The 18,295-nt window shown below is 59.2% G+C and carries 17 protein-coding genes and 2 pseudogenes; 7 read left to right on the top strand and 12 right to left on the bottom strand.

The features are described 5' to 3' along the window. The first annotated feature begins 5 nt into the window (after window positions 1-5). A complete protein-coding gene (locus RHP75_RS09555) occupies window positions 6-1,364 on the top strand; it encodes an HlyD family type I secretion periplasmic adaptor subunit (protein WP_311091609.1) in 1,359 nt (452 codons plus the stop codon). A 6-nt stretch (window positions 1,365-1,370) separates the two neighbouring features. On the opposite strand, the gene RHP75_RS09550 is transcribed toward RHP75_RS09555, so the two are convergent. The 6 genes and pseudogenes from RHP75_RS09550 to aceK all read right to left on the bottom strand — a co-directional run bounded on the left by RHP75_RS09550 (window position 1,371) and on the right by aceK (window position 7,839). Further along, window positions 1,371-1,991 carry a DTW domain-containing protein gene (locus tag RHP75_RS09550; protein ID WP_311091607.1) on the bottom strand — a complete coding sequence of 207 codons (621 nt, stop codon included), beginning with the start codon at window positions 1,989-1,991 and terminating at the stop codon, window positions 1,371-1,373. A 91-nt stretch (window positions 1,992-2,082) separates the two neighbouring features. Beyond that, a pseudogene (locus RHP75_RS21225) lies at window positions 2,083-3,057 on the bottom strand (methyl-accepting chemotaxis protein); the annotation flags it as partial. 309 nt (window positions 3,058-3,366) lie between these two features. Next, window positions 3,367-3,648: pseudogene (locus RHP75_RS21220) on the bottom strand (PAS domain-containing protein); the annotation flags it as partial. A 184-nt stretch (window positions 3,649-3,832) separates the two neighbouring features. Next, the gene (locus RHP75_RS09540) at window positions 3,833-3,964 is read right to left on the bottom strand and encodes a PA1414 family protein (protein WP_311091605.1); all 132 of its coding nucleotides are present in this window, start codon (window positions 3,962-3,964) and stop codon (window positions 3,833-3,835) included. A gap of 99 nt (window positions 3,965-4,063) precedes the next feature. Beyond that, window positions 4,064-6,103 (bottom strand): TonB-dependent receptor, encoded by a 2,040-nt coding sequence (locus tag RHP75_RS09535; RefSeq protein WP_311091604.1) that lies wholly within the window; start codon window positions 6,101-6,103, stop codon window positions 4,064-4,066. Between the two features lie 5 nt (window positions 6,104-6,108). Next, a complete protein-coding gene (aceK, locus tag RHP75_RS09530) occupies window positions 6,109-7,839 on the bottom strand; it encodes a bifunctional isocitrate dehydrogenase kinase/phosphatase (protein ID WP_311091603.1) in 1,731 nt (576 codons plus the stop codon). A gap of 201 nt (window positions 7,840-8,040) precedes the next feature. On the opposite strand from aceK, the gene RHP75_RS09525 reads away from it, so the two are divergent. Next, on the top strand, window positions 8,041-8,940 hold the full coding sequence (locus RHP75_RS09525) for a DMT family transporter (RefSeq protein ID WP_311091602.1): 900 nt from the start codon (window positions 8,041-8,043) through the stop codon (window positions 8,938-8,940). A 68-nt stretch (window positions 8,941-9,008) separates the two neighbouring features. On the opposite strand, the gene cysK is transcribed toward RHP75_RS09525, so the two are convergent. Next, on the bottom strand, window positions 9,009-9,983 hold the full coding sequence (cysK, locus tag RHP75_RS09520; RefSeq protein ID WP_311091601.1) for a cysteine synthase A: 975 nt from the start codon (window positions 9,981-9,983) through the stop codon (window positions 9,009-9,011). 123 nt (window positions 9,984-10,106) lie between these two features. Between cysK and RHP75_RS09515 the strand changes: the two genes are divergently transcribed. The 4 genes from RHP75_RS09515 (at window position 10,107) to RHP75_RS09500 (ending at window position 13,789) form a co-directional block, all read left to right on the top strand. Continuing rightward, on the top strand, window positions 10,107-11,171 hold the full coding sequence (locus RHP75_RS09515; protein ID WP_311091600.1) for a DUF748 domain-containing protein: 1,065 nt from the start codon (window positions 10,107-10,109) through the stop codon (window positions 11,169-11,171). 139 nt (window positions 11,172-11,310) lie between these two features. Further along, window positions 11,311-12,156, top strand: a complete 846-nt coding sequence (locus RHP75_RS09510; RefSeq protein ID WP_233684776.1) for a MoxR family ATPase — start codon at window positions 11,311-11,313, stop codon at window positions 12,154-12,156. Between the two features lie 24 nt (window positions 12,157-12,180). Beyond that, window positions 12,181-12,576, top strand: coding sequence for a GFA family protein (locus tag RHP75_RS09505; protein WP_311091597.1), 396 nt, complete (start codon window positions 12,181-12,183; stop codon window positions 12,574-12,576). A gap of 34 nt (window positions 12,577-12,610) precedes the next feature. Continuing rightward, complete coding sequence (locus RHP75_RS09500) at window positions 12,611-13,789, top strand: VWA domain-containing protein (RefSeq protein ID WP_090253197.1); 1,179 nt, start codon at window positions 12,611-12,613, stop codon at window positions 13,787-13,789. A 41-nt stretch (window positions 13,790-13,830) separates the two neighbouring features. Here RHP75_RS09500 and RHP75_RS09495 read toward each other — a convergent pair whose 3' ends face one another. Then, window positions 13,831-14,721, bottom strand: coding sequence for a LysR substrate-binding domain-containing protein (locus tag RHP75_RS09495; protein ID WP_311091596.1), 891 nt, complete (start codon window positions 14,719-14,721; stop codon window positions 13,831-13,833). A gap of 105 nt (window positions 14,722-14,826) precedes the next feature. On the opposite strand from RHP75_RS09495, the gene RHP75_RS09490 reads away from it, so the two are divergent. Then, window positions 14,827-15,813 (top strand): DMT family transporter, encoded by a 987-nt coding sequence (locus tag RHP75_RS09490; protein ID WP_311091595.1) that lies wholly within the window; start codon window positions 14,827-14,829, stop codon window positions 15,811-15,813. A 63-nt stretch (window positions 15,814-15,876) separates the two neighbouring features. On the opposite strand, the gene RHP75_RS09485 is transcribed toward RHP75_RS09490, so the two are convergent. From RHP75_RS09485 to RHP75_RS09470, 4 genes are all read right to left on the bottom strand, one after another. Continuing rightward, window positions 15,877-16,401, bottom strand: coding sequence for a DUF2937 family protein (locus RHP75_RS09485; protein ID WP_311091594.1), 525 nt, complete (start codon window positions 16,399-16,401; stop codon window positions 15,877-15,879). Window positions 16,402-16,416: 15 nt separating this feature from the next. After that, entirely contained in the window at window positions 16,417-17,193 is a 777-nt protein-coding gene (locus tag RHP75_RS09480) for a class II glutamine amidotransferase (RefSeq protein WP_311091593.1), read from the bottom strand. Next, the gene (locus tag RHP75_RS09475) at window positions 17,186-17,629 is read right to left on the bottom strand and encodes an HIT family protein (protein ID WP_311091592.1); all 444 of its coding nucleotides are present in this window, start codon (window positions 17,627-17,629) and stop codon (window positions 17,186-17,188) included. The genes RHP75_RS09480 and RHP75_RS09475 overlap by 8 nt, the downstream gene beginning before the upstream one ends. Before the next feature lie 87 nt (window positions 17,630-17,716). After that, window positions 17,717-18,202 (bottom strand): MFS transporter, encoded by a 486-nt coding sequence (locus tag RHP75_RS09470; RefSeq protein WP_311091590.1) that lies wholly within the window; start codon window positions 18,200-18,202, stop codon window positions 17,717-17,719. Between the last annotated feature and the right edge of the window lie 93 nt (window positions 18,203-18,295).

The following is an 18,295-nucleotide window of genomic DNA, read 5'->3' as shown; positions in this document are numbered from 1 at the left end:
CGCTCATGCAAATAAGCACCTCGATTCGCGACTACTTCGCCAGCATGCACCAGCGCAAGCAGGACACCGAGTTTATGCCGGAAGTCGACGGCGCCATTCTCGAAGACTCGCCCTGGTTTACCCGCATCACCGTCTGGGTAGTCAGCACATGCCTGATCGTAGCATTGGTCTGGGCCAACTTTGCCGTGCTGGAAGAAGTCACTACTGGTGAAGGCAAAGCGATTCCCTCCAGCAAGATCCAGGTTATTCAGAACCTGGAAGGCGGTATCGTCAGCGAGATATTTGTACGCGAAGGACAGATTGTCGAAAAAGGCGCTGTGCTACTGCGCCTGGACGACACACGCTTTCTCTCCAACAGAGGCGAAGCCGAAGCAGATCGCCTGGCTCTGGTGGCAAGGGTCGAACGCTTAACCGCAGAAGCTGAAGGGCGCCCTATCAGCATGCCAGCGAATATTCTGCGTGAAGCCCCGCAACTGGCTGAGGATGAGCTGGCGCTCTATCAATCTCGACAGGATCGCCTGCAAAGCGAACAACGCACCCTCGGCGAACAGCTGCGGCAAAAAACGCAGGAACTGGCCGAATTTCGCGCCAAGGCTCAGCAATACCGCTCCAGCATGGGTCTGTTGCAGCAGGAGCTGAATATGTCGCAACCCCTGGTCGCAACCGGTGCGATTTCCCAGGTGGAAATCCTCCGCCTACGCCGCAGCCTGGTTGAAGTACGCGGCTCGCTGGACGCTACCAACCTGGCAATTCCACGGGCCGAATCGGCGATGGATGAAATCAAGAGCAAGATTGAAGAGTCCGAACTGAGCTTTCGCTCTGATGCCTTCAAGGAACTCAATGAAATCCGCACCGAGCTGCAGAAGCTCACCGCCACCAGCGTGGCCATCGATGACCGTGTCAGTCGCACCACCGTGGTATCCCCCGTGCGCGGGGTGATCAAGCAGCTCAAGGTCAACACCATTGGCGGCGTGGTTCAGCCTGGCAGTGACATGCTGGAAATCGTGCCGCTGGATGACAGCCTGCTGATTGAGGCCAAGGTTCGCCCGCAGGATGTCGCCTTCCTGCATCCCGGGCAGAAGGCCATGGTCAAATTCACCGCTTATGACTACACCATCTACGGCGGACTGAGGGCCAACCTAGAGCTGATCAGCGCCGATACCATCACCGATGAAGAAGGCAACAGCTTCTATCTGATCCAGGTACGTACCGATAAAAGCCATTTGGGCAGCGAAGAACATCCACTGCTGATCATCCCCGGTATGGTCGCCACCGTGGACATCATCACCGGTGAGAAGAGCGTGCTCGATTACCTGCTCAAACCGGTGCTGAAGGCGCGCTCGGAAGCCATGCGTGAGCGCTGAAATGCCTTAACTGGCTGATGCTCCCGGCTTGCCGTGATTGCGCTGGAAAGTCTGCTCTCCCATCGCCTCAATCTGCCCCTCAATCAATGCTTCAAAGGGCTTGAGCAGTGCATCGAAGCAGACCGGTGCCTCGACGGTATTCAGTGCAGTAACAATCGCTTCGATGGTTGATAAGGCACCGGGCATCGGGGCTTTACGCAAGCGATAACGTGACTGCAAACCCTCCGGCAGCACAACTCTGGGCAAAGCCGCCAACAACGGATTGAGGTGCAACAGCTTGCGCGCTTTGCGCCAGGTGCCATCGGGCACCACCAATAACAGCGGCTGCTCACTGTGCTGTTGTTCAGCAAACTGCAGCAGCGCTTGCGCCTGCTCGCCAGGGAACAGCAAACACGCGCGATAGCCTGGCTGCTGCAACAGCGTCGCAAGCGACTCGAAGACCTCGCCCACCAGCAGCTCAGCGTTGTTCAAGCCAAGAGCGGCCAGACGTGCGGTATTCAGCGCATGCTTGACCTCGCTAGGATGCTGCAGGATCAGCACCCGAGTACGGCTACTCAAGCAGGGAATAAGCGCACATAAACAGCGCTCGGTTGGGCGGGTACAACGTGGGCATTGCGGGCGGGACATCGGTTTCTCCTCAGCCGCGCAGTTTGCCATACCAGATAGAAAATCGGCCCACATGGGAGGTGGGCCGATAGACATATAAACGAACCGTCGCTTAGCGGTTGAAGCGCTCCGCCAGGCTGTGCAGATAGTCCGCCATGTCTTCCAGTTCCTGGCCAATGGCCGCGCCCTGATGCGCCTGCTCGGCACTGCGGTCAGAGAGCTGGGCAATCTGAGTAATCTGCCGGCTAATATCTTCCGCCACATGGCTTTGTTCTTCGGAAGCCGAAGCCATCTGCTGACTCATACCGGTGATGCGGCTAACCGCTTCACTGATGCCATCCAGCGCGGTACGTACACTCTCCACACTATCGACACTCTGCCTGGAAATCGCCTCGCCCTTGCCCGCCGTCACCACCGCCCGTTCAGCGCCGGCGCGCAGTGAGGAAATGATCTGGTGAATCTGCTCAGTCGACTCTCGTGTGCGTGAAGCCAGCGAGCGTACCTCATCAGCCACCACCGCAAAGCCGCGCCCCTGCTCGCCGGCACGTGCCGCTTCAATAGCTGCGTTGAGCGCCAACAGGTTGGTCTGCTCAGCAATCGAGGTAATCACATCCGCCACACTGCCGATTGACTGAGTGGAGTTAGCCAGGTCATTGACTGCCTGTCCAATGTCCACCACGGCCTTGGCCATGTGCTGCATGGAATCGAGACTGCCGCTGGCCAGTTGCAGGCCCTGCTTGGCCAAGCGATCCGCTTCTTCGGCGGCATGTGAGGTGCTCTGCACGTTATGCGTCACCTCCTGAATGGTTGCCGCCATCTGGTTGATCGCCGTGGCCGATTGATCGGTTTCGCTACGCTGTTGATCGAGCATTTTCGCCCCAGAGCGCGACAGATCGGCAGAGCGGGTGGCGTGCGTCTTGACGTTCGCTCCGGCGTCTTCAATGCGCGTCAACGCCGTCTGCAAGCGCGCGTCCTCGCTGATCATTGCCATATCCAGCAGGGCCTGGGCGCCACGGCTGTCGGTATACGTCAAAGCGACAAGAGCGCTGGTAAACGCCTTGGGATGCTCGGAAAGCGTGCGTCTGATCAAGCTGCGTTTGGCATACAGCTGGTAGGACCCAAGGCAAAACATGGCCGCAAAAATAAAGCCCCATAACCAGGGACCACTCAGCACAAAGTGCGCACCGAGAATCAGCAGACCAGCCAGAATCAGCGGCCATGACTGGATAATGTCGTACGTCCAGTACTCCAGTTTTGGCACCGGCGGTTTGCCCTCACGCAAGCGGGCATAGAGTTTTTCAGCACGACGCTTCTGTGCTTCATCGGGCAAGGAGCGCACCGACTCGTAACCAGCAACCCGGCCATTCTCATAGATTGGCGTGACATAGGCGCTGACCCAGTAGTAATCACCGTTCTTTGAGCGATTCTTGACGATCCCCATCCAGGGTTTGCCCTGTTTGATGGTTTCCCACATATGGCCGAACACACCGGGGGGCATATCAGGATGGCGCACCAGATTGTGCGGTTGACCGATCAGCTCTTCGCGAGTAAAGCCGCTGATTTCGACAAAGGCGTCGTTGCAGTAGGTGATATTGCTATTCAGATCGGTGGTGGAAATCAGCCGTTCATTCGCAGGAAAGGTTCTTTCCCGCTGAGTCACTGGGAGGTTCTGGCGCATGGGAGCTGTCCCTGTCTGAGCTATTTGCATAACTGCAGGTGTAGGTCTAGCACAGCAGTGCCAAGGCGCTAGCAAATGCTTGTTTTAAAGCACGTAATAATGATCTAGGACAATTAGTCGCTGCCACAGCCACAGCCAGACATTATCTGACCGTAGCCGATCACATTAAGAGAGGCAGGAGAACCTAGGGTCGAGGGGGAACAGCTTTGGAATCAGGCGAATTGCTACGTACAGGAATTGGCTGCAGTTTTGGTCGCTCACACAGGCCAAGGGCAACCAACAGATCAAGCAAGGCATTCTGCAACTTGGCGCTCATAAAGTAGCCTCCAACCAAGGACATCGAATAGGTGCTTGGACACCTTTTCTCAGCCTAGTTCAGGTGGTTTGAAACTGCCGCCCACTTCGTCACTACGTTCTAAAACAACACACGTAAACCGGCATACAAAGTACGCCCCGGCCCTGGTTCGAAGTAGCGCGCGTTGCCGTCGTTGATGCGCAGGTTATCGAAATACTCACGCCCCAACAGGTTATCGACGCCCAGGTAAGGCTCCAGGCTCTGTTCGCCAAGCTGAAAGCGCTTGCCGAGGCGCAGATTGAACAAGGCATAGCCGGGTGCGGACTGCGTATTGGCATCATTGGCATACACCCGAGCCTGAGCCGTAACACCGAGGCGCACATAGCCACCTTGATGCTCATAGGCCAGTTCGCTGAATAATGTTTGCCGTGGAATAGCGGGTATGCGCTTACCGGAAAAGTCGCCTGAGGTGGTTTGATAATCCTCGAAACGGTAGCGGTTGTAGGCGTAAGCCGCTGACCAGCGCCAGGCATCAGCAAACTGCCACTCCAGACTCAACTCCAGACCATCGCGGCGCGACTCACCGGCATTGCGATAGAAGTTACGCCCAGGCTGGGCCGGCAAGCTGAACGCCACCAGCTCATCCTCCAGCTCAATTCGGTAAAGCGACAGGCTGTAACGCAGCGAGGGCCATTCGCCTTTGATGCCCAGCTCACGACTGAACGCCTGGGCAGGTTGCAACGCGGTATTGAAACCGCCGCCTTGCGGGTTGCCCAGTTCGCTAATGGTGGGTGTTTCAAATGAACTGGCCAGTCGCGCATACAGCGATTGCTGTGGGGTAAAGCGGTAACTCAGGCCGATGCTGTAATTCCAGTCCTCCAGGCTGCGCGAGCCTGAATCATCGCGGCTATCGGCCAGATAAAAATCATCCACCGCCAACCGCACCTGGTCATAACGCAGTCCGAGGGTGGCCTGCCACTGCTCGCTCAGATCAATCTGATCCTCAATAAACAGTCCCTGACTCAGTGCCGACTCATCCTGCTGCTGACGTGATTGTCCACGCTCACCGAGCAGGTTGTCATAGCGCCTTCGATCATCGCGCTGCGCTTCAAGGTCAAAGCCGGTGGTGATCTTATTCGCCAGGCCGACTAGCTCACGGTGATGGCTGTACTGCCCACCAACCCCGCTGAAATAACGTTCAAAAGTCGTCTGCCCGCTGGTGGCAAAGCCCAGCTGATTACCAAACTCGCGATGCCCCAGATAACTGCGTAGCTGGTACTCATCGTCACCGACTGCGTAACCATCCCAAACCAGGCCCAGGCGCTGCTGGCGAATGTATTCATCGGCATCGAAACGCAGGTTGTTCGGCGCGGCCTGGCGGCGATCTGCCTTTACTTCGGCGGAAGTTAAGCCACCTGGGTCTTCGGCACGGTTGTCGATGGCATTGAAGTTAAGACGCAAACGCCCTGTGGGGGCATACCAGCGCAGCTTGCCGGTAATACTGTTGGTTTGCGCCCGGCTGTGTTCGCGATAGCCGTCTAGAACGGTGCTATTAAATGCCAGCAAACCGCCCAGGTTACCCTCGCTGCCACCGATTTCGCCGCGCGTACGCTGATAGCCCAGACCGGCCGCACTCAGGTCCAGCTGCATCGAGGGCAAGGCCGGTGGCTCGCGGGTTTCGATGGCCAGCACACCACCCGCGGCATTGCCGTACAGCACCGAGGCAGGGCCGCGCAGCACTTCCATTCGCTCGACCAGGCCCAGGTCGAGGCCGTCGAGTTCGGTCTGGCCATCCGGCATGGTCAACGGCACGCCATCGACCAGCACACGAATGCCACGCACGCCGAAATTACCGCGCGCGCCAAAACCGCGAATCGCTGGGCGCAGGCCCTGAGCCAGGTTGTATCGATTGAGGCTGAACACGCCTGGCACGCGGGCCAGCAAAGCATCCAGCGCCAAGTTCTGCTCACCTGGCGCAGCAGCGCTATCAATTACCGTCACTGCAGTCGGGGTACTCAACCAGCGCGTGGTGCTGCGTGGCGAGGTGATCAACAAGGGCGCCAGTTCGACTGCACTGTCTTCAGCCTCGGCCGCCCGCACAACGGCAGCGTCGTTCAGCAGCCAAAGTCCGACGGCGACAACTCCGAGTCCAAAGCGCACGCCGTTCAATACTCCTTGTCGGCCTGGTCCTTGCGCCGATAAGGGAACACGTCGATGACCTTACCGGCACGTATCGCCTCCTGCAGGCTTTTCCAGTAATCGGCGTCATACAGCTCGCCATGCAGCTCGTTGAACAGCTTGCGCTGCTGCATATCGGCAAACAGGAACGGCGGAAACTCCTCGGGGAACACATCCAGCGGCGCCACGGAGTACCAGGGCTCGGACGACATTTCATCCTCAGGGTAACGCGGTGGCGGAATGCGCCGGAAGTTGGCCTCGGTGAGGAAGCAGATCTCGTCGTAGTCGTAGAACACCACGCGGCCGTGACGGGTCACGCCGAAGTTTTTCAGCAGCATGTCGCCAGGGAAGATATTGGCTGCTGCCAGCTGCTTGATGGCCAGGCCGTAGTCATCCAGCGCCTCGCGCACCTGGGCTGCACTGGCGCTTTCCACATACAGGTTGAGTGGGGTCATGCGCCGCTCGGTCCAGCAGTGGCGCACCAGCACCGTGTCGCCATTGACCTCGACGGTGGATGGCGCCACTTCCAGCAGCTCAGCCAGGCACTCGGGGTCGAACTTGCTCAACGGGAAGCGGAAATCGGCAAACTCCTGGGTATCGGCCATGCGCCCTACCCGGTCGACGGTTTTCACCAGGCGGTACTTCTCGATCACTGTATTGCGGTCAACGTTTTTCGACGGTGAAAAACGGTCCTTGATGATTTTGAATACGGTATTGAAACCCGGCAGGGTAAACACGCTCATCACCATGCCGCGCACCCCGGGGGCCATGACGAACTTGTCATCGGTGGTGGCCAGGTGATTGATCAGCGCGCGGTAGAACTCCGACTTGCCGTGCTTGTAGAAGCCAATTGAGGTGTACAGCTCGGCAATATGCTTGCCGGGCAGAATGCGTTTAAGGAAGCCGACAAACTCCGCCGGATAGCCCACCCTCACCATGAAATAGGAACGAGTGAAGGAGAAGATGATCGACACCTCCGCTTCATCGGTGATCAGCGCATCAATCTGAATACCCTGCCCTTCGCGGTGCAGCAGTGGAATCACCAACGGCCATTGCTCATCGCGGGTGTAGATGCGCCCGACCAGGTACGCACCCTTGTTGCGGTAAAGCCGCGAGGCGAACAGCTCTATGCGCAGGTCCGGATCCTTGCACACCCAATCCGGCAAATTGGCATGCAGTTGCTTGAGCAACCGCGCCAGATCGCGCGCGAGGTTTTCATAGCCGACTTCGAAACTGAAATCCTCGAAAATCTGCCGCAGCGCCTGCTCCACATTGCCCTTGGGTTCGTACAGCCGTGTTTGCGGCGCCCGCTCATTCACCCGCAGCGCCGGGCGCGTGGTGTGGATAAACATGCAGCCATCGTTGATCTGGTCATGGCTGAACAGCCCGCAAAAGATCGAGTTGAACCAGGTTTCCGCCAGTTCATCGTCGTAGCGCAGGTCGATCAGGGCGATATAGGCCGATTTAACCAACGGCCACTGCGCTACATCCAGCAGCACCTCTTCGGCATAGGCCTGGCGCAGATTCGCACTGACTGCGCTGACACACTCTTCATAGAGGGCAATACGCGCTGCTGACGCCTGCTGAATTTCCTGCCACTGCGCCTGCTCGAAACGCACCCGCGCGCCGTTGGTAATCTGCCGGAACTGCTCACGATAATCGTCGAAGCCTTCGAGGATAAGCGCGGCAATCTCGCTGGCCGGCCATTGCTGTGGCATAAACAAACCCCTGCAGATGAAATGCGGACAATCCACCGAGCTTATCCAGTGAGCGCATCAAGTAAAAGCTGGCAACACCTGGATATGCGCTTATCTACCACGAAATATTGCCAAGCAACGGCTTTGAAAGCGCATTTCGAATTGCCTTGGCGTGCGCGCCCGGCAACACTGCTCGCCTTTCTCACCGTAGTGGAGTCCGTTGTGCGCCCTGCCGACCTGATCCGTCTGCTGTTGCTTGCTGCCATCTGGGGCGCAAGCTTTCTGTTTATGCGCATCGTCGCGCCGGTACTGGGCAGCATGCCAACCGCATTTTTCCGCGCCAGCCTGGGCATGCTCGGCCTGCTGGTGATTCTGCTGCTGATGCGCGTGCGCTGGGATTTCCGCGGCAAGCTCAAGCACTGTTTGATGCTCGGGGTGATCAACGCAGGTCTGCCCTCGGCCATGTATTGCCTAGCAGCGCTGGTACTGCCCGCGGGTTACTCGGCGATTCTGAATGCCACCACGCCGATGATGGGCGTGCTGATCGGCATGCTGTTCTTTGCTGAAGCCATGACCTGGAGCAAAGCCGCCGGGGTAGCCATCGGCCTGTTCGGGGTAGCGGTGCTGACCCGCACCGGCCCGGTGGAGTTTGATTTACCACTGCTCTGGGGCGCCGCCGCTTGCTTGGTGGCAACCGCCTGCTACGGCTTTGCTGGCTTTCTTACCCGGCGCTGGATCGGCCAACAAGGCGGCCTGGATAACCGTCTTACCGCCTTTGCCAGCCTGTGCGGCGCCAGCCTGTTCCTGTTGCCGTTCTTCAGCGGCTCCCTGCTGATACAGCCACCCGCTAGCTGGGGCGGACTCGACGTCTGGCTGTCCCTGGCCGGACTGGGCTTTATCTGCACCGCATTCGCCTACGTACTGTATTTCCGCCTACTCAGCGACATCGGCCCGATCAAGGCCAGCACCACCACCTTCCTCATCCCGCCATTCGGCGTGCTGTGGGGCGCCTTGCTGCTGGATGAGCCGCTGTCCTGGGCCTACCTGTACGGCGGCGTGCTGATCGCCATCGCGCTATGGCTGGTGGTGCGTCCGAGTAGCCCGACCAAAGCACCAGCCTGATCGCTCACAAAACCCGTGCCCATAAAAAAACCTCCCTGATAGGCGGCTTTTTTTGTGGGGATCGATGCTTATTGCTGCAATTCCTGCTCGGTAAACATATCGCTAAACAACATGCTCGACAGATAGCGCTCACCTGAGTCCGGCAGGATCACCACGATGGTTTTGCCCTGCATGCCGGGTTCGCCGGCGATACGCAGGGCAGCAGCCATGGCGGCGCCGCAGGAGATGCCGCAAAGAATGCCTTCTTCACGCATCAGGCGCAGGGCTACAGCCTTGGCGTCGTCGTCACTCACCAGTTCAACCCGGTCGACCATGTCCAGGTCGAGGTTGCCTGGGACAAAGCCGGCGCCGATACCCTGGATCTTGTGCGGGCTGGGTTTGACTTCATCACCGGCGATGGTCTGGGTGATGACCGGCGAGCCAATCGGCTCGACCGCTACCGAGAGGATCGGCTTGCCCTGGGTCTTTTTGATATAGCGCGAAATACCGGTGATGGTGCCGCCGGTACCGACGCCAGCAACCAACACGTCAATCGCGCCCTCGGTGTCATTCCAGATTTCCGGGCCGGTGGTTTTTTCATGGATCGCCGGGTTGGCCGGGTTGTTGAATTGCTGCGGCATAAAGTAGGTGGCACTGTCGGAGGCGGCGATTTCCGCTGCCTTCTCGATGGCGCCCTTCATGCCCTTGGCCGGTTCGGTCAGCACCAGTTCGGCGCCCAGGGCCTTGAGCACCTTGCGCCGTTCCAGGCTCATCGAAGCGGGCATGGTCAGCAGCAGTTTGTAGCCACGCGCGGCGGCAACGAAGGCTAGGCCGATGCCGGTGTTACCCGAGGTTGGCTCGACAATCGTCATGCCCGGCTTGAGCACGCCGCGCTCTTCGGCATCCCAGACCATGCTGGCGCCAATGCGGCATTTCACCGAATAGGCCGGGTTGCGTCCTTCGATCTTGGCCAGGATGGTCACCCCTGCCGGGCCCAGGCGGTTGATCCGAACCAGCGGTGTATTGCCGATGGCTTGTGCGTTGTCTGCGAAGATGCGGCTCATGGCGAGATCCTTGTTCATGCGTTGCCGAGTAAGCTCCCAAGCCTAAGGCCCGTTTGGGCAGCAGTCCAGCCATACGCACAGCCCGGCAGGAAACCTATTGTTATTGGATAAGTCTGTTTCCATATGAAGAAGCGCTACCACCTCCCCCTCTGGACACTCCTCACCCTGGCCATTGCCCTGCTGGCCCTGCATATCGCCCTGCCCTGGCTACTGCGCGATTACCTGAATGACCGGCTGGCCAATATGGGCGATTACCGCGGGCAGATCAGCGACATCGACCTGGTGTTATGGCGCGGGGCTTACCAGATCAACGGCCTGAATATCGTCAAGCTAAATGGCCAGGTACCGGTGCCGCTGCTCGAAGCCCCGGTCATCGACCTGGCCGTCAGCTGGCGCGAGTTGTGGAATAACCGTTCGATAGTCGCCGAAGTGGCCTTCGAGCGTCCGCAGCTGACCTTTGTTGACGGAGGTAACGCCGCCAATTCACAAACCGGTGAAGGCGTCGACTGGCGCGCCCAGCTCAGGGGCCTGCTGCCAATTCATATCAACGAAATCCGCGTAATCGATGGCACCCTGGCTTTTCGCAACTTCACCGCCAAGCCGCCGGTCAACCTGCAGGCCAGCGAGATCAATGGCAGCATCCTCAATCTGAGCAACGTCAGCGTCGCGGACAATCCGCGCCCCGCCAGCCTGCAGGCCACCGCCAAGGTGTTCGAGCAAGCCCCTGTGCAAGCCAGTGCCAACTTCGACCCGCTCGGCCAACTGGATGACTTCGACCTGCGTCTGCGCATCACCGATATCCAGCTCAAGCAGCTCAACAGTTTTACCCGCGCCTATGCCGACTTCGACTTTGCCGCGGGCCAAGGCGACTTCGTCATGGAGCTGGATGCCCGCCAGGGCAAGCTCAAGGGCTACGCCAAACCGCTGCTGCGCGATATGGAAGTCTTCGACTGGCAGCAGGATGTCGCGGCCAAGGACAAGAACCTGCTCACCGGCGCCTGGGAAGCCCTGGTCGGTGGCAGCAGCTGGCTGCTGAAAAACCAGCGTAAAGACCAGTTCGCCACCCGGGTGAACATCAACGGCGACCTCAAAGCCTATGACGTCAGCCGCTGGCAGGCCTTCAAGGCGATTCTGCGCAACGCCTTCGTGCGCGCCTTCGACAGCCGTTTTGACAACCAGCAACCATGACAGTAGACAAGTGACCCGCCATTCAGTGACTGAATGGCCCGTCTACGTTCACAGTCACCGGGGCCGCGCGTTATAGTCTGTTTTTCAAATACTGAACCCGCGGGTATGGCCCTGCGCGTTACCGTTCGAGGATTTACCGATGAAGTTCGAAGGCACCCAGTCCTACGTCGCCACCGACGACCTCAAGCTCGCGGTCAATGCCGCCATCACCCTGCAGCGTCCGCTGCTGGTCAAGGGTGAGCCGGGCACCGGTAAAACCATGCTGGCCGAACAACTGGCCGAATCCTTTGGCGCGCGCCTGATCACCTGGCACATCAAGTCCACCACCAAGGCCCATCAGGGCCTCTACGAGTACGACGCGGTCAGCCGCCTGCGCGACTCGCAGCTGGATTCCGACAAAGTTCACGACGTACGCAACTACATCAAGAAGGGCAAGCTCTGGGAGGCCTTCGAGTCCGAAGAGCGCGTCATTCTGCTGATCGACGAAATCGACAAGGCCGACATCGAGTTCCCCAACGACCTGCTGCAGGAACTCGACAAGATGGAGTTCTACGTTTACGAGACCAACGAGACGATCAAGGCCAAGCAGCGCCCGATCATCATCATCACCTCGAACAACGAAAAAGAACTGCCAGACGCCTTCCTGCGTCGTTGCTTCTTCCACTACATCGCCTTTCCGGATCGCGCGACCCTGCAGAAGATCGTCGATGTGCACTACCCCGACATCAAGAAGGATCTGGTCGCCGAAGCGCTGGACGTGTTCTTCGATGTGCGCAAGGTGCCGGGTCTGAAGAAGAAGCCGTCCACCAGCGAACTGGTCGACTGGCTGAAGCTGCTGATGGCCGACAACATCGGCGAAGCCGTGCTGCGCGAACGCGACCCCACCAAGGCCATCCCGCCTCTGGCCGGTGCTTTAGTGAAGAACGAGCAGGATGTGCAGCTGCTTGAGCGCCTGGCCTTTATGAGCCGTCGCGCTTCGCGTTAAGCATTGGCCGTGGGAGGCGAATCCATGCACAGCGGTAGTTGCCTTTGCGCTGCAGTGAAATACCGCATCGATGCACCTATCGAGACGGCGACTCATTGCCACTGTTCGATGTGCCGCAAAGCCCATGGCGCGGCATTCGCCACTTACGCCAATGTGCGGCGCAAGGATTTCCACTTCACCCAAGGCGAGGAATCACTGGGCATCTACCAGTCCTCGCCAGGCGTGACACGGACTTTTTGCAAGCACTGTGGCTCGACCCTGCAGTGGTATAGCGAACAGCCCCACCCGAACTGGCTGTCAGTCGCGCTGGGCACGCTGGATACACAAGTGGGTGAAATCGCGCAGAAGCATATTTTTCCGGAATCGAAGGCCGACTGGTACGCCATCAACGATGGCCTGCCATTGGAGCGGCGCTCCTAGCGCCATAGTCAGTTGAATTTACGAGGGCGCAGCCATGCTGCTCAACCTGTTTAACGAAATGCGCGCCGCCAAGGTGCCGGTGTCGGTGCGTGAGCTGCTCGACCTGATCAACGCGTTGAAACACAACGTGGTGTTCGCCGATATGGACGAGTTCTATTTCCTCTCGCGCACCATTCTGGTGAAGGACGAGCGGCATTTCGACAAGTTCGACCGCGCGTTCGGGGCCTACTTCAAGGGCCTGGAAAACCTTAATCAGCATATCGAGGCGTTGATCCCAGATGAGTGGCTGCGCAAGGAGTTCGAACGTTCGCTGACCGACGAGGAACGCGCCAAAATCGAATCCCTCGGTGGCCTGGACAAGCTGATCGAAGAATTCAAGAAGCGCCTCGAAGAGCAGAAGGAACGCCACGAAGGCGGCAACAAGTGGATCGGCACCGGTGGCACCAGCCCATTCGGCTCCGGCGGCTTCAACCCGGAAGGCATCCGCGTGGGTGACGCCGGCAAGCGTCAGGGCAAAGCGGTCAAGGTCTGGGATCAGCGCGAGTACAAGAACCTCGATGATCAGGTCGAGCTGGGCACGCGCAATATCAAGGTAGCTCTGCGCCGCCTACGCAAGTTTGCGCGCCAGGGTGCTGAAGACGAACTTGATCTCAGCGGCACCATCGACCACACCGCCAAAGATGGCGGCCTGCTGAATATCCAGATGCGCCCGGAACGGCGCAATGCGGTGAAGTTGCTGATCCTGTTCGACATCGGCGGTTCGATGGACGCCCACGTCAAGGTCTGCGAAGAGCTGTTCAGCGCCTGCAAGACCGAGTTCAAGCATATGGAGTATTTCTACTTCCATAACTGCGTGTACGAGTCGGTGTGGAAGAACAACCTGCGTCGTACCTCTGAGCGCTTCTCCACCCAGGATCTGCTGCACAAATACGGCGCGGATTACAAAGTGGTGTTCGTTGGCGATGCAGCCATGGCCCCTTATGAAATCACCCAGGCCGGCGGCAGCGTCGAGCACTGGAACGAGGAGCCGGGCTACGTCTGGATCAAGCGCTTTATGGAAAAGTACAAGAAGCTTATCTGGATTAACCCCTACCCCAAGGACACCTGGAGCTACACCGCCTCGACCAACATCATGCGCGAGCTGTTGGAAGACCAGATGTACCCGCTAACCCTGCAGGGCTTAGAAGACGGGATGAAGTTTCTTTCCAAGTAAACCAAACGGGCCCATCAGGGCCCGTTGTTCTTTAAGATGCGTTAACTGGGACTGGTATCGCTGCCTGTCAGGCAATCGACCAGTGCCGCAGCAAACCCCGACAACAGCTCGCGCTTGCGCACACAAACCTTCAAATCGCGCTGCGCCCAGGGCTCTTCCAGCTCAATTACCGCCAGCTGCGCCCCAGCGGTTACCGCACTGCGCGGCACCAGGCCAATACCAACCCCTGCGCTGACCATGCGGCACACCGCCTCAAAGCTGCGCACTTGAATCCGCACCTCGAGGTGCCGCCCCAATGCGGCGGCTGCGTTCATGGTAAAGGTGTGAATCGCCGAGCCTGAATGCAGCATGACAAAGGGATAATCCAGCACCTGGGCAAACAGGCTGCTGACGTGTATTGCGAGCGGATGATCGACCGGGGCAATCAGCACCAACCGGTCAGCTCTGTATGGGATCAGCTCAACCTCCGCGTCCGCAATCGTCCCCGCCACCACGCCGACCTCCACCTCGCCGCGCGCCACGGCCATCAGCACGTGCGGGCTGGTGTGCTCTTCCAGCGAAATACTGACTTGCGGATGACGCTGCAAAAAGCTCGAAAGGCTGTCGGGCAGAAAGGTATGGGTGGCGTGGGTATTGGCCCACAGGCTGACGTGACCGCGTACGCCTTTGGCGTAGGGCGTAAGGTCAGCGTGCATCTGTTCGAGCTGGGCAAACACCTGGCGCGCATGGCGCAGCAGCGCCTCGCCGGCGCGGGTCAGGCTGACGCCGCGCGGCTCGCGCAGCAGCAGCGGCGTGCCAATCGATGCTTCGAGCTGACGCAGGCGATGGCTGGCCGACGAAGCCGCCAGGTGCACGCGCTCAGCCCCACGGGTGAGGTTTTTCGCCTCGGCGATGGCGACAAACAGGCGCAGATCAGTCAGGTCATACTGCATAGCGTTAGTTAAATCCGAACGATCAGTTATGGAAAAGCCAATTCCAAGGCAATTCTATACCCTTCATCATTCGACGCAGCACAACACTTAAGGACTCACCCCAAGATGCCATGGAAAACCTGGTCAACTGAACGCGTGGGTATCGCACTGGCGATCCTTGCCGCCTTTGGCTTCTCGTTCAAGGCGATTTTCGTCAAGCTGGCCTATGCCGCTGCACCGGTGGACGCCATCACTCTGCTGACGCTGCGCATGAGCTTTGCTCTGCCTATCGCGCTGTGGGCCACGCTGTGGCTGTGTCGCGCAGCGCCGCCGCTCACGCGCAAAGACTGGGGCATGCTGATTACCTTGGGGCTGCTCGGTTACTACGGGGCCAGCATTCTTGATTTTATTGGCCTGCAGTACATCTCGGCGGCGCTGGAGCGCTTGATTCTGTTTATCTACCCAACCATGACCGTGCTGATCGGCGTGCTGTTTATGGGCAAGCGCCTGGAGAAACGTCAGATTGCCGCACTGCTGCTGACCTACGCCGGTATCGGCCTGGCCTTCGCCCATGACCTGCAGGTGGCAGAAGACCTCAAGGTGGTGCTGATCGGCGCGGCGTTCGTTTTCGGCTCTGCGTTGTCATACGCGCTGTACAGCTCGGGGGCCGAAGTGGCGATTCATCGGCTGGGCACCATCCGCTTCGCGGCCCTGGCGATTATCGTGTCCACCTTTGCCACGCAGCTGCATTTCCTCGCTACCCAGCCGTTTAGCGCACTGCAACTGCCGCTTGAGGTCTACGCCTACAGCGCGGCGATGGCGATTTTCTCCACCGTGCTGCCGATATTCTGGCAATCGGCTGCACTGCGCCTGATTGGCTCGGCGCGTACTGTGCTGATTGGCACGCTGGGGCCGATCCTGACGATTGTCTTCGCCTGGGTGCTGTTATCGGAGCCGGTGTCGTTCGCCCAGCTGGCGGGGGCAGGCCTGGTACTGGCGGGGGTATTGCTGGTGTCGCGGCGTAAAACAGTGCCTGTTCAGCCCGCACCTGCTGCCGAGGATGTTCACCCTAGCAAGCAGGCACTCGCCACGCCGGTTTCACCCGGCCAGTAGGCTTAGAAGCGGTTTATCAGCAGAAACAACAAGGGCTCTTGCGAGCCCTGAGAGTGATGCAACTTAGCGCCAATGCCGCTGCTGCACCTTCTGGCTGCGGCCCGCACCAAACAGCATGCCGACCAGCAGCGCCAGGCTTTCCAGCAGCCAGGCCAGCAACATGGCGCAGGCAATGCCCCAGGCGATGGCTTCGGGGGCCAGCAGCACCTGGTAGCGGTAGGCGGCAAAGGTTTCTTCCAGCAACTCATGGTCTGCTGCGGTAGCCAGATGCCAGACCTGGTCGTACCAGGGCCCTTGCATGGCCTTGGATTCACGCTCAAGGAATGCCGAACGCTCGACCAGCGTACCCAGGCTCTGCGCGTCACTGCGCATTACCGGGTCAGCGCTGGCCTGGTAATGGCCGACCAGGGCCACCAGATCACCTTTGAAAAAGCGCTTCGCCGTTTCCCGGAAGCCTTTGAGGCCTTGCTCGGATTCAATCCGATGGGCCTCGACGCGCTTGCTGTAGTCGTCGATAAACCCCGGCACCTGCACCCCAACCAGCAAACCCAGGGCAAACAAGGCCAACCGCACATAGCTTCTAAACATGTCCCCTCCCCCAATTCAGTCCGTTAGGCCTTGCGCCACACATTCACCACCGTGCCACAAGCGCCACTCACCCGGCTGGTATAGCGTCCAGCTCTCGTTATCGGTCAACGGCTCAGTCGCCAACACGCTGACCACATCATTGGGCGTGGTTTCCGCCTGAAAATCCACCTGCATGTCGGCATCTTTCAGATGCGCCGGGCCAAACGGCGCACGCCGGGTGATATGCGCCAGCTTGCTGCTGCAAAAGCTGAACAGCCAATCGCCATCACTGAGCAGGCAATTGAACACGCCGTGCTGACGATACCCGGCGCAGGCACTGACTAAGGTGGGCAGCAATTCCTCTACCTCCATCGGTTCGGGAAAGGCCTGGCGCAGGCGATTGAGCAAATCACAGAAAGCCGCTTCGCTATCGGTATCGCCAATAGGCCGATAGTTATCCAGTTGCGGGACAAAATCGGCCAACTGGCCGTTATGGGCAAAACACCAGTTACGCCCCCACATCTCGCGTACGAACGGATGGGTATTGGCCAGGCAGACGCGGCCGACATTGGCCTGACGGATATGCCCGATCACCACTTCGCTCTTGATCGGGTAGCGCTGTACCAGCTGCGCCACTTCCGACTCGCTGCTGGCACGCGGGTCCTGAAACAGGCGCAGGCCGCGCCCTTCATAAAAACCGATGCCCCAGCCATCGCGGTGCGGACCAGTACGTCCGCCGCGCTGCATCAGGCCGGTAAAGCTGAAGACGATATCGGTCGGCACATTGGCGCTCATGCCCAGCAATTCACACATTGCGCAACGCCTCGCGCAGTTGCTGCGCCTCAATCGCCAGACGCGCCTCAATACGTTTGCGCGCCAACGGCAAAAACCGCGTCAAGGCGCGCCACAGCAACTGCGTGACATCGCCGCTACGCCGTGGGATCAGGTGCAGATGCAGGTGTGGCACATGCTGATTGGAGGTCGGCCCGTCATTGATCAGAAAATTGATGCCCTGCTCGCCATAGCCAGCCGCACGTAAGGCAGCGGTCATGCGCTGCGCCAGTGGCAGTAACTGCTCACAGGCAGCAGTGGAAAGGTCTTTGAGAAAGGGCGCATGTTCGCGGCTGACAATCAGCACATGGGCCGGGCGCAGGGGGAAGATATCCAGCAGGACGATAAAGTGCTCGTCCTCATAAATACGCTCGGCAGGCAATTGCTCAGCGGCAATTGCACAGAACACACACTCCATAACCCCCTCCTTAGTCAGTGAGGGGCCATGCTGAACGGCTGTGTGCGTTGGCGCAAGGGCAGCGACGTCAGGCGACGCCGCTTTGCGTTACAGACGGGGTTCTACGCGCAGGCGGCGGTCGCCACGGGCATCGTAACGGGTGTCGTAACGGGTGTCGCCGAAATCCTGCTCGTCACGCGCCATCATCTCGCGCAGGGTCGGCTCGTCATCGGCAATCGGGGCTGGCCCCTTGCGCGCTTGCCACCAGCGCTCCACGGGCCAGCGCACGGCGACAAACAGCAGGTACAGGGTAAACATGATCAGGCCATACATGCTCAGATCTGCCACCGCGCGCCAAGCGTTGTTGCCCACATCCAGTAACAGATCCATGGCGGTGATCGCCACTGCAGGCGCGAACTGCTCCTTGCCGGGGTCAACAATCGTCGGGCTGAAGAGCAGCACCAACACCAACACGCGCAGTGGCTCACGCAGGTAACGCCACATCCAACTGGTCAGGCGAAACCACACCAACAGGCAACCAAGAGCCGCCACCACGTAGGCGCCCCAGGCAAGCAGGTAGTCGTTTTCAGTCATAAAGCGCAAATTCTCTGGCATTGAAGACCGGGCGGCGCACGCGCACAAGCGCGCAGATTTCAGCAGCCGACGGGCGAAGTGGCGCTTATGATA

The sequence above is a fragment of the Pseudomonas sp. SG20056 genome, assembly GCF_031764535.1.
Lineage (GTDB): Bacteria > Pseudomonadota > Gammaproteobacteria > Pseudomonadales > Pseudomonadaceae > Aquipseudomonas.
Note: the sequence above shows the minus strand (reverse complement) of the source record. Positions and strands in the feature narration are given on the sequence as shown.

Excerpts from the sequence above, each read along its gene's own strand:
- RHP75_RS09510 (WP_233684776.1), top strand. The coding sequence starts at position 11,311 with ATGAAGTTCGAAGGCACCCAGTCCTACGTCGCCACCGACGACCTCAAG.
- RHP75_RS09495 (WP_311091596.1), bottom strand. The coding sequence starts at position 14,721 with ATGCAGTATGACCTGACTGATCTGCGCCTGTTTGTCGCCATCGCCGAG.
- RHP75_RS09480 (WP_311091593.1), bottom strand. The coding sequence starts at position 17,193 with ATGTGTGAATTGCTGGGCATGAGCGCCAATGTGCCGACCGATATCGTC.
- RHP75_RS09490 (WP_311091595.1), top strand. The coding sequence starts at position 14,827 with ATGCCATGGAAAACCTGGTCAACTGAACGCGTGGGTATCGCACTGGCG.
- RHP75_RS09540 (WP_311091605.1), bottom strand. The coding sequence starts at position 3,964 with ATGAGCGCCAAGTTGCAGAATGCCTTGCTTGATCTGTTGGTTGCCCTT.
- RHP75_RS09505 (WP_311091597.1), top strand. The coding sequence starts at position 12,181 with ATGCACAGCGGTAGTTGCCTTTGCGCTGCAGTGAAATACCGCATCGAT.
- RHP75_RS09555 (WP_311091609.1), top strand. The coding sequence starts at position 6 with ATGCAAATAAGCACCTCGATTCGCGACTACTTCGCCAGCATGCACCAG.
- RHP75_RS09550 (WP_311091607.1), bottom strand. The coding sequence starts at position 1,991 with ATGTCCCGCCCGCAATGCCCACGTTGTACCCGCCCAACCGAGCGCTGT.
- RHP75_RS09515 (WP_311091600.1), top strand. The coding sequence starts at position 10,107 with ATGAAGAAGCGCTACCACCTCCCCCTCTGGACACTCCTCACCCTGGCC.
- cysK (WP_311091601.1), bottom strand. The coding sequence starts at position 9,983 with ATGAGCCGCATCTTCGCAGACAACGCACAAGCCATCGGCAATACACCG.
- RHP75_RS09500 (WP_090253197.1), top strand. The coding sequence starts at position 12,611 with ATGCTGCTCAACCTGTTTAACGAAATGCGCGCCGCCAAGGTGCCGGTG.
- RHP75_RS09485 (WP_311091594.1), bottom strand. The coding sequence starts at position 16,401 with ATGTTTAGAAGCTATGTGCGGTTGGCCTTGTTTGCCCTGGGTTTGCTG.
- aceK (WP_311091603.1), bottom strand. The coding sequence starts at position 7,839 with ATGCCACAGCAATGGCCGGCCAGCGAGATTGCCGCGCTTATCCTCGAA.
- RHP75_RS09475 (WP_311091592.1), bottom strand. The coding sequence starts at position 17,629 with ATGGAGTGTGTGTTCTGTGCAATTGCCGCTGAGCAATTGCCTGCCGAG.
- RHP75_RS09470 (WP_311091590.1), bottom strand. The coding sequence starts at position 18,202 with ATGACTGAAAACGACTACCTGCTTGCCTGGGGCGCCTACGTGGTGGCG.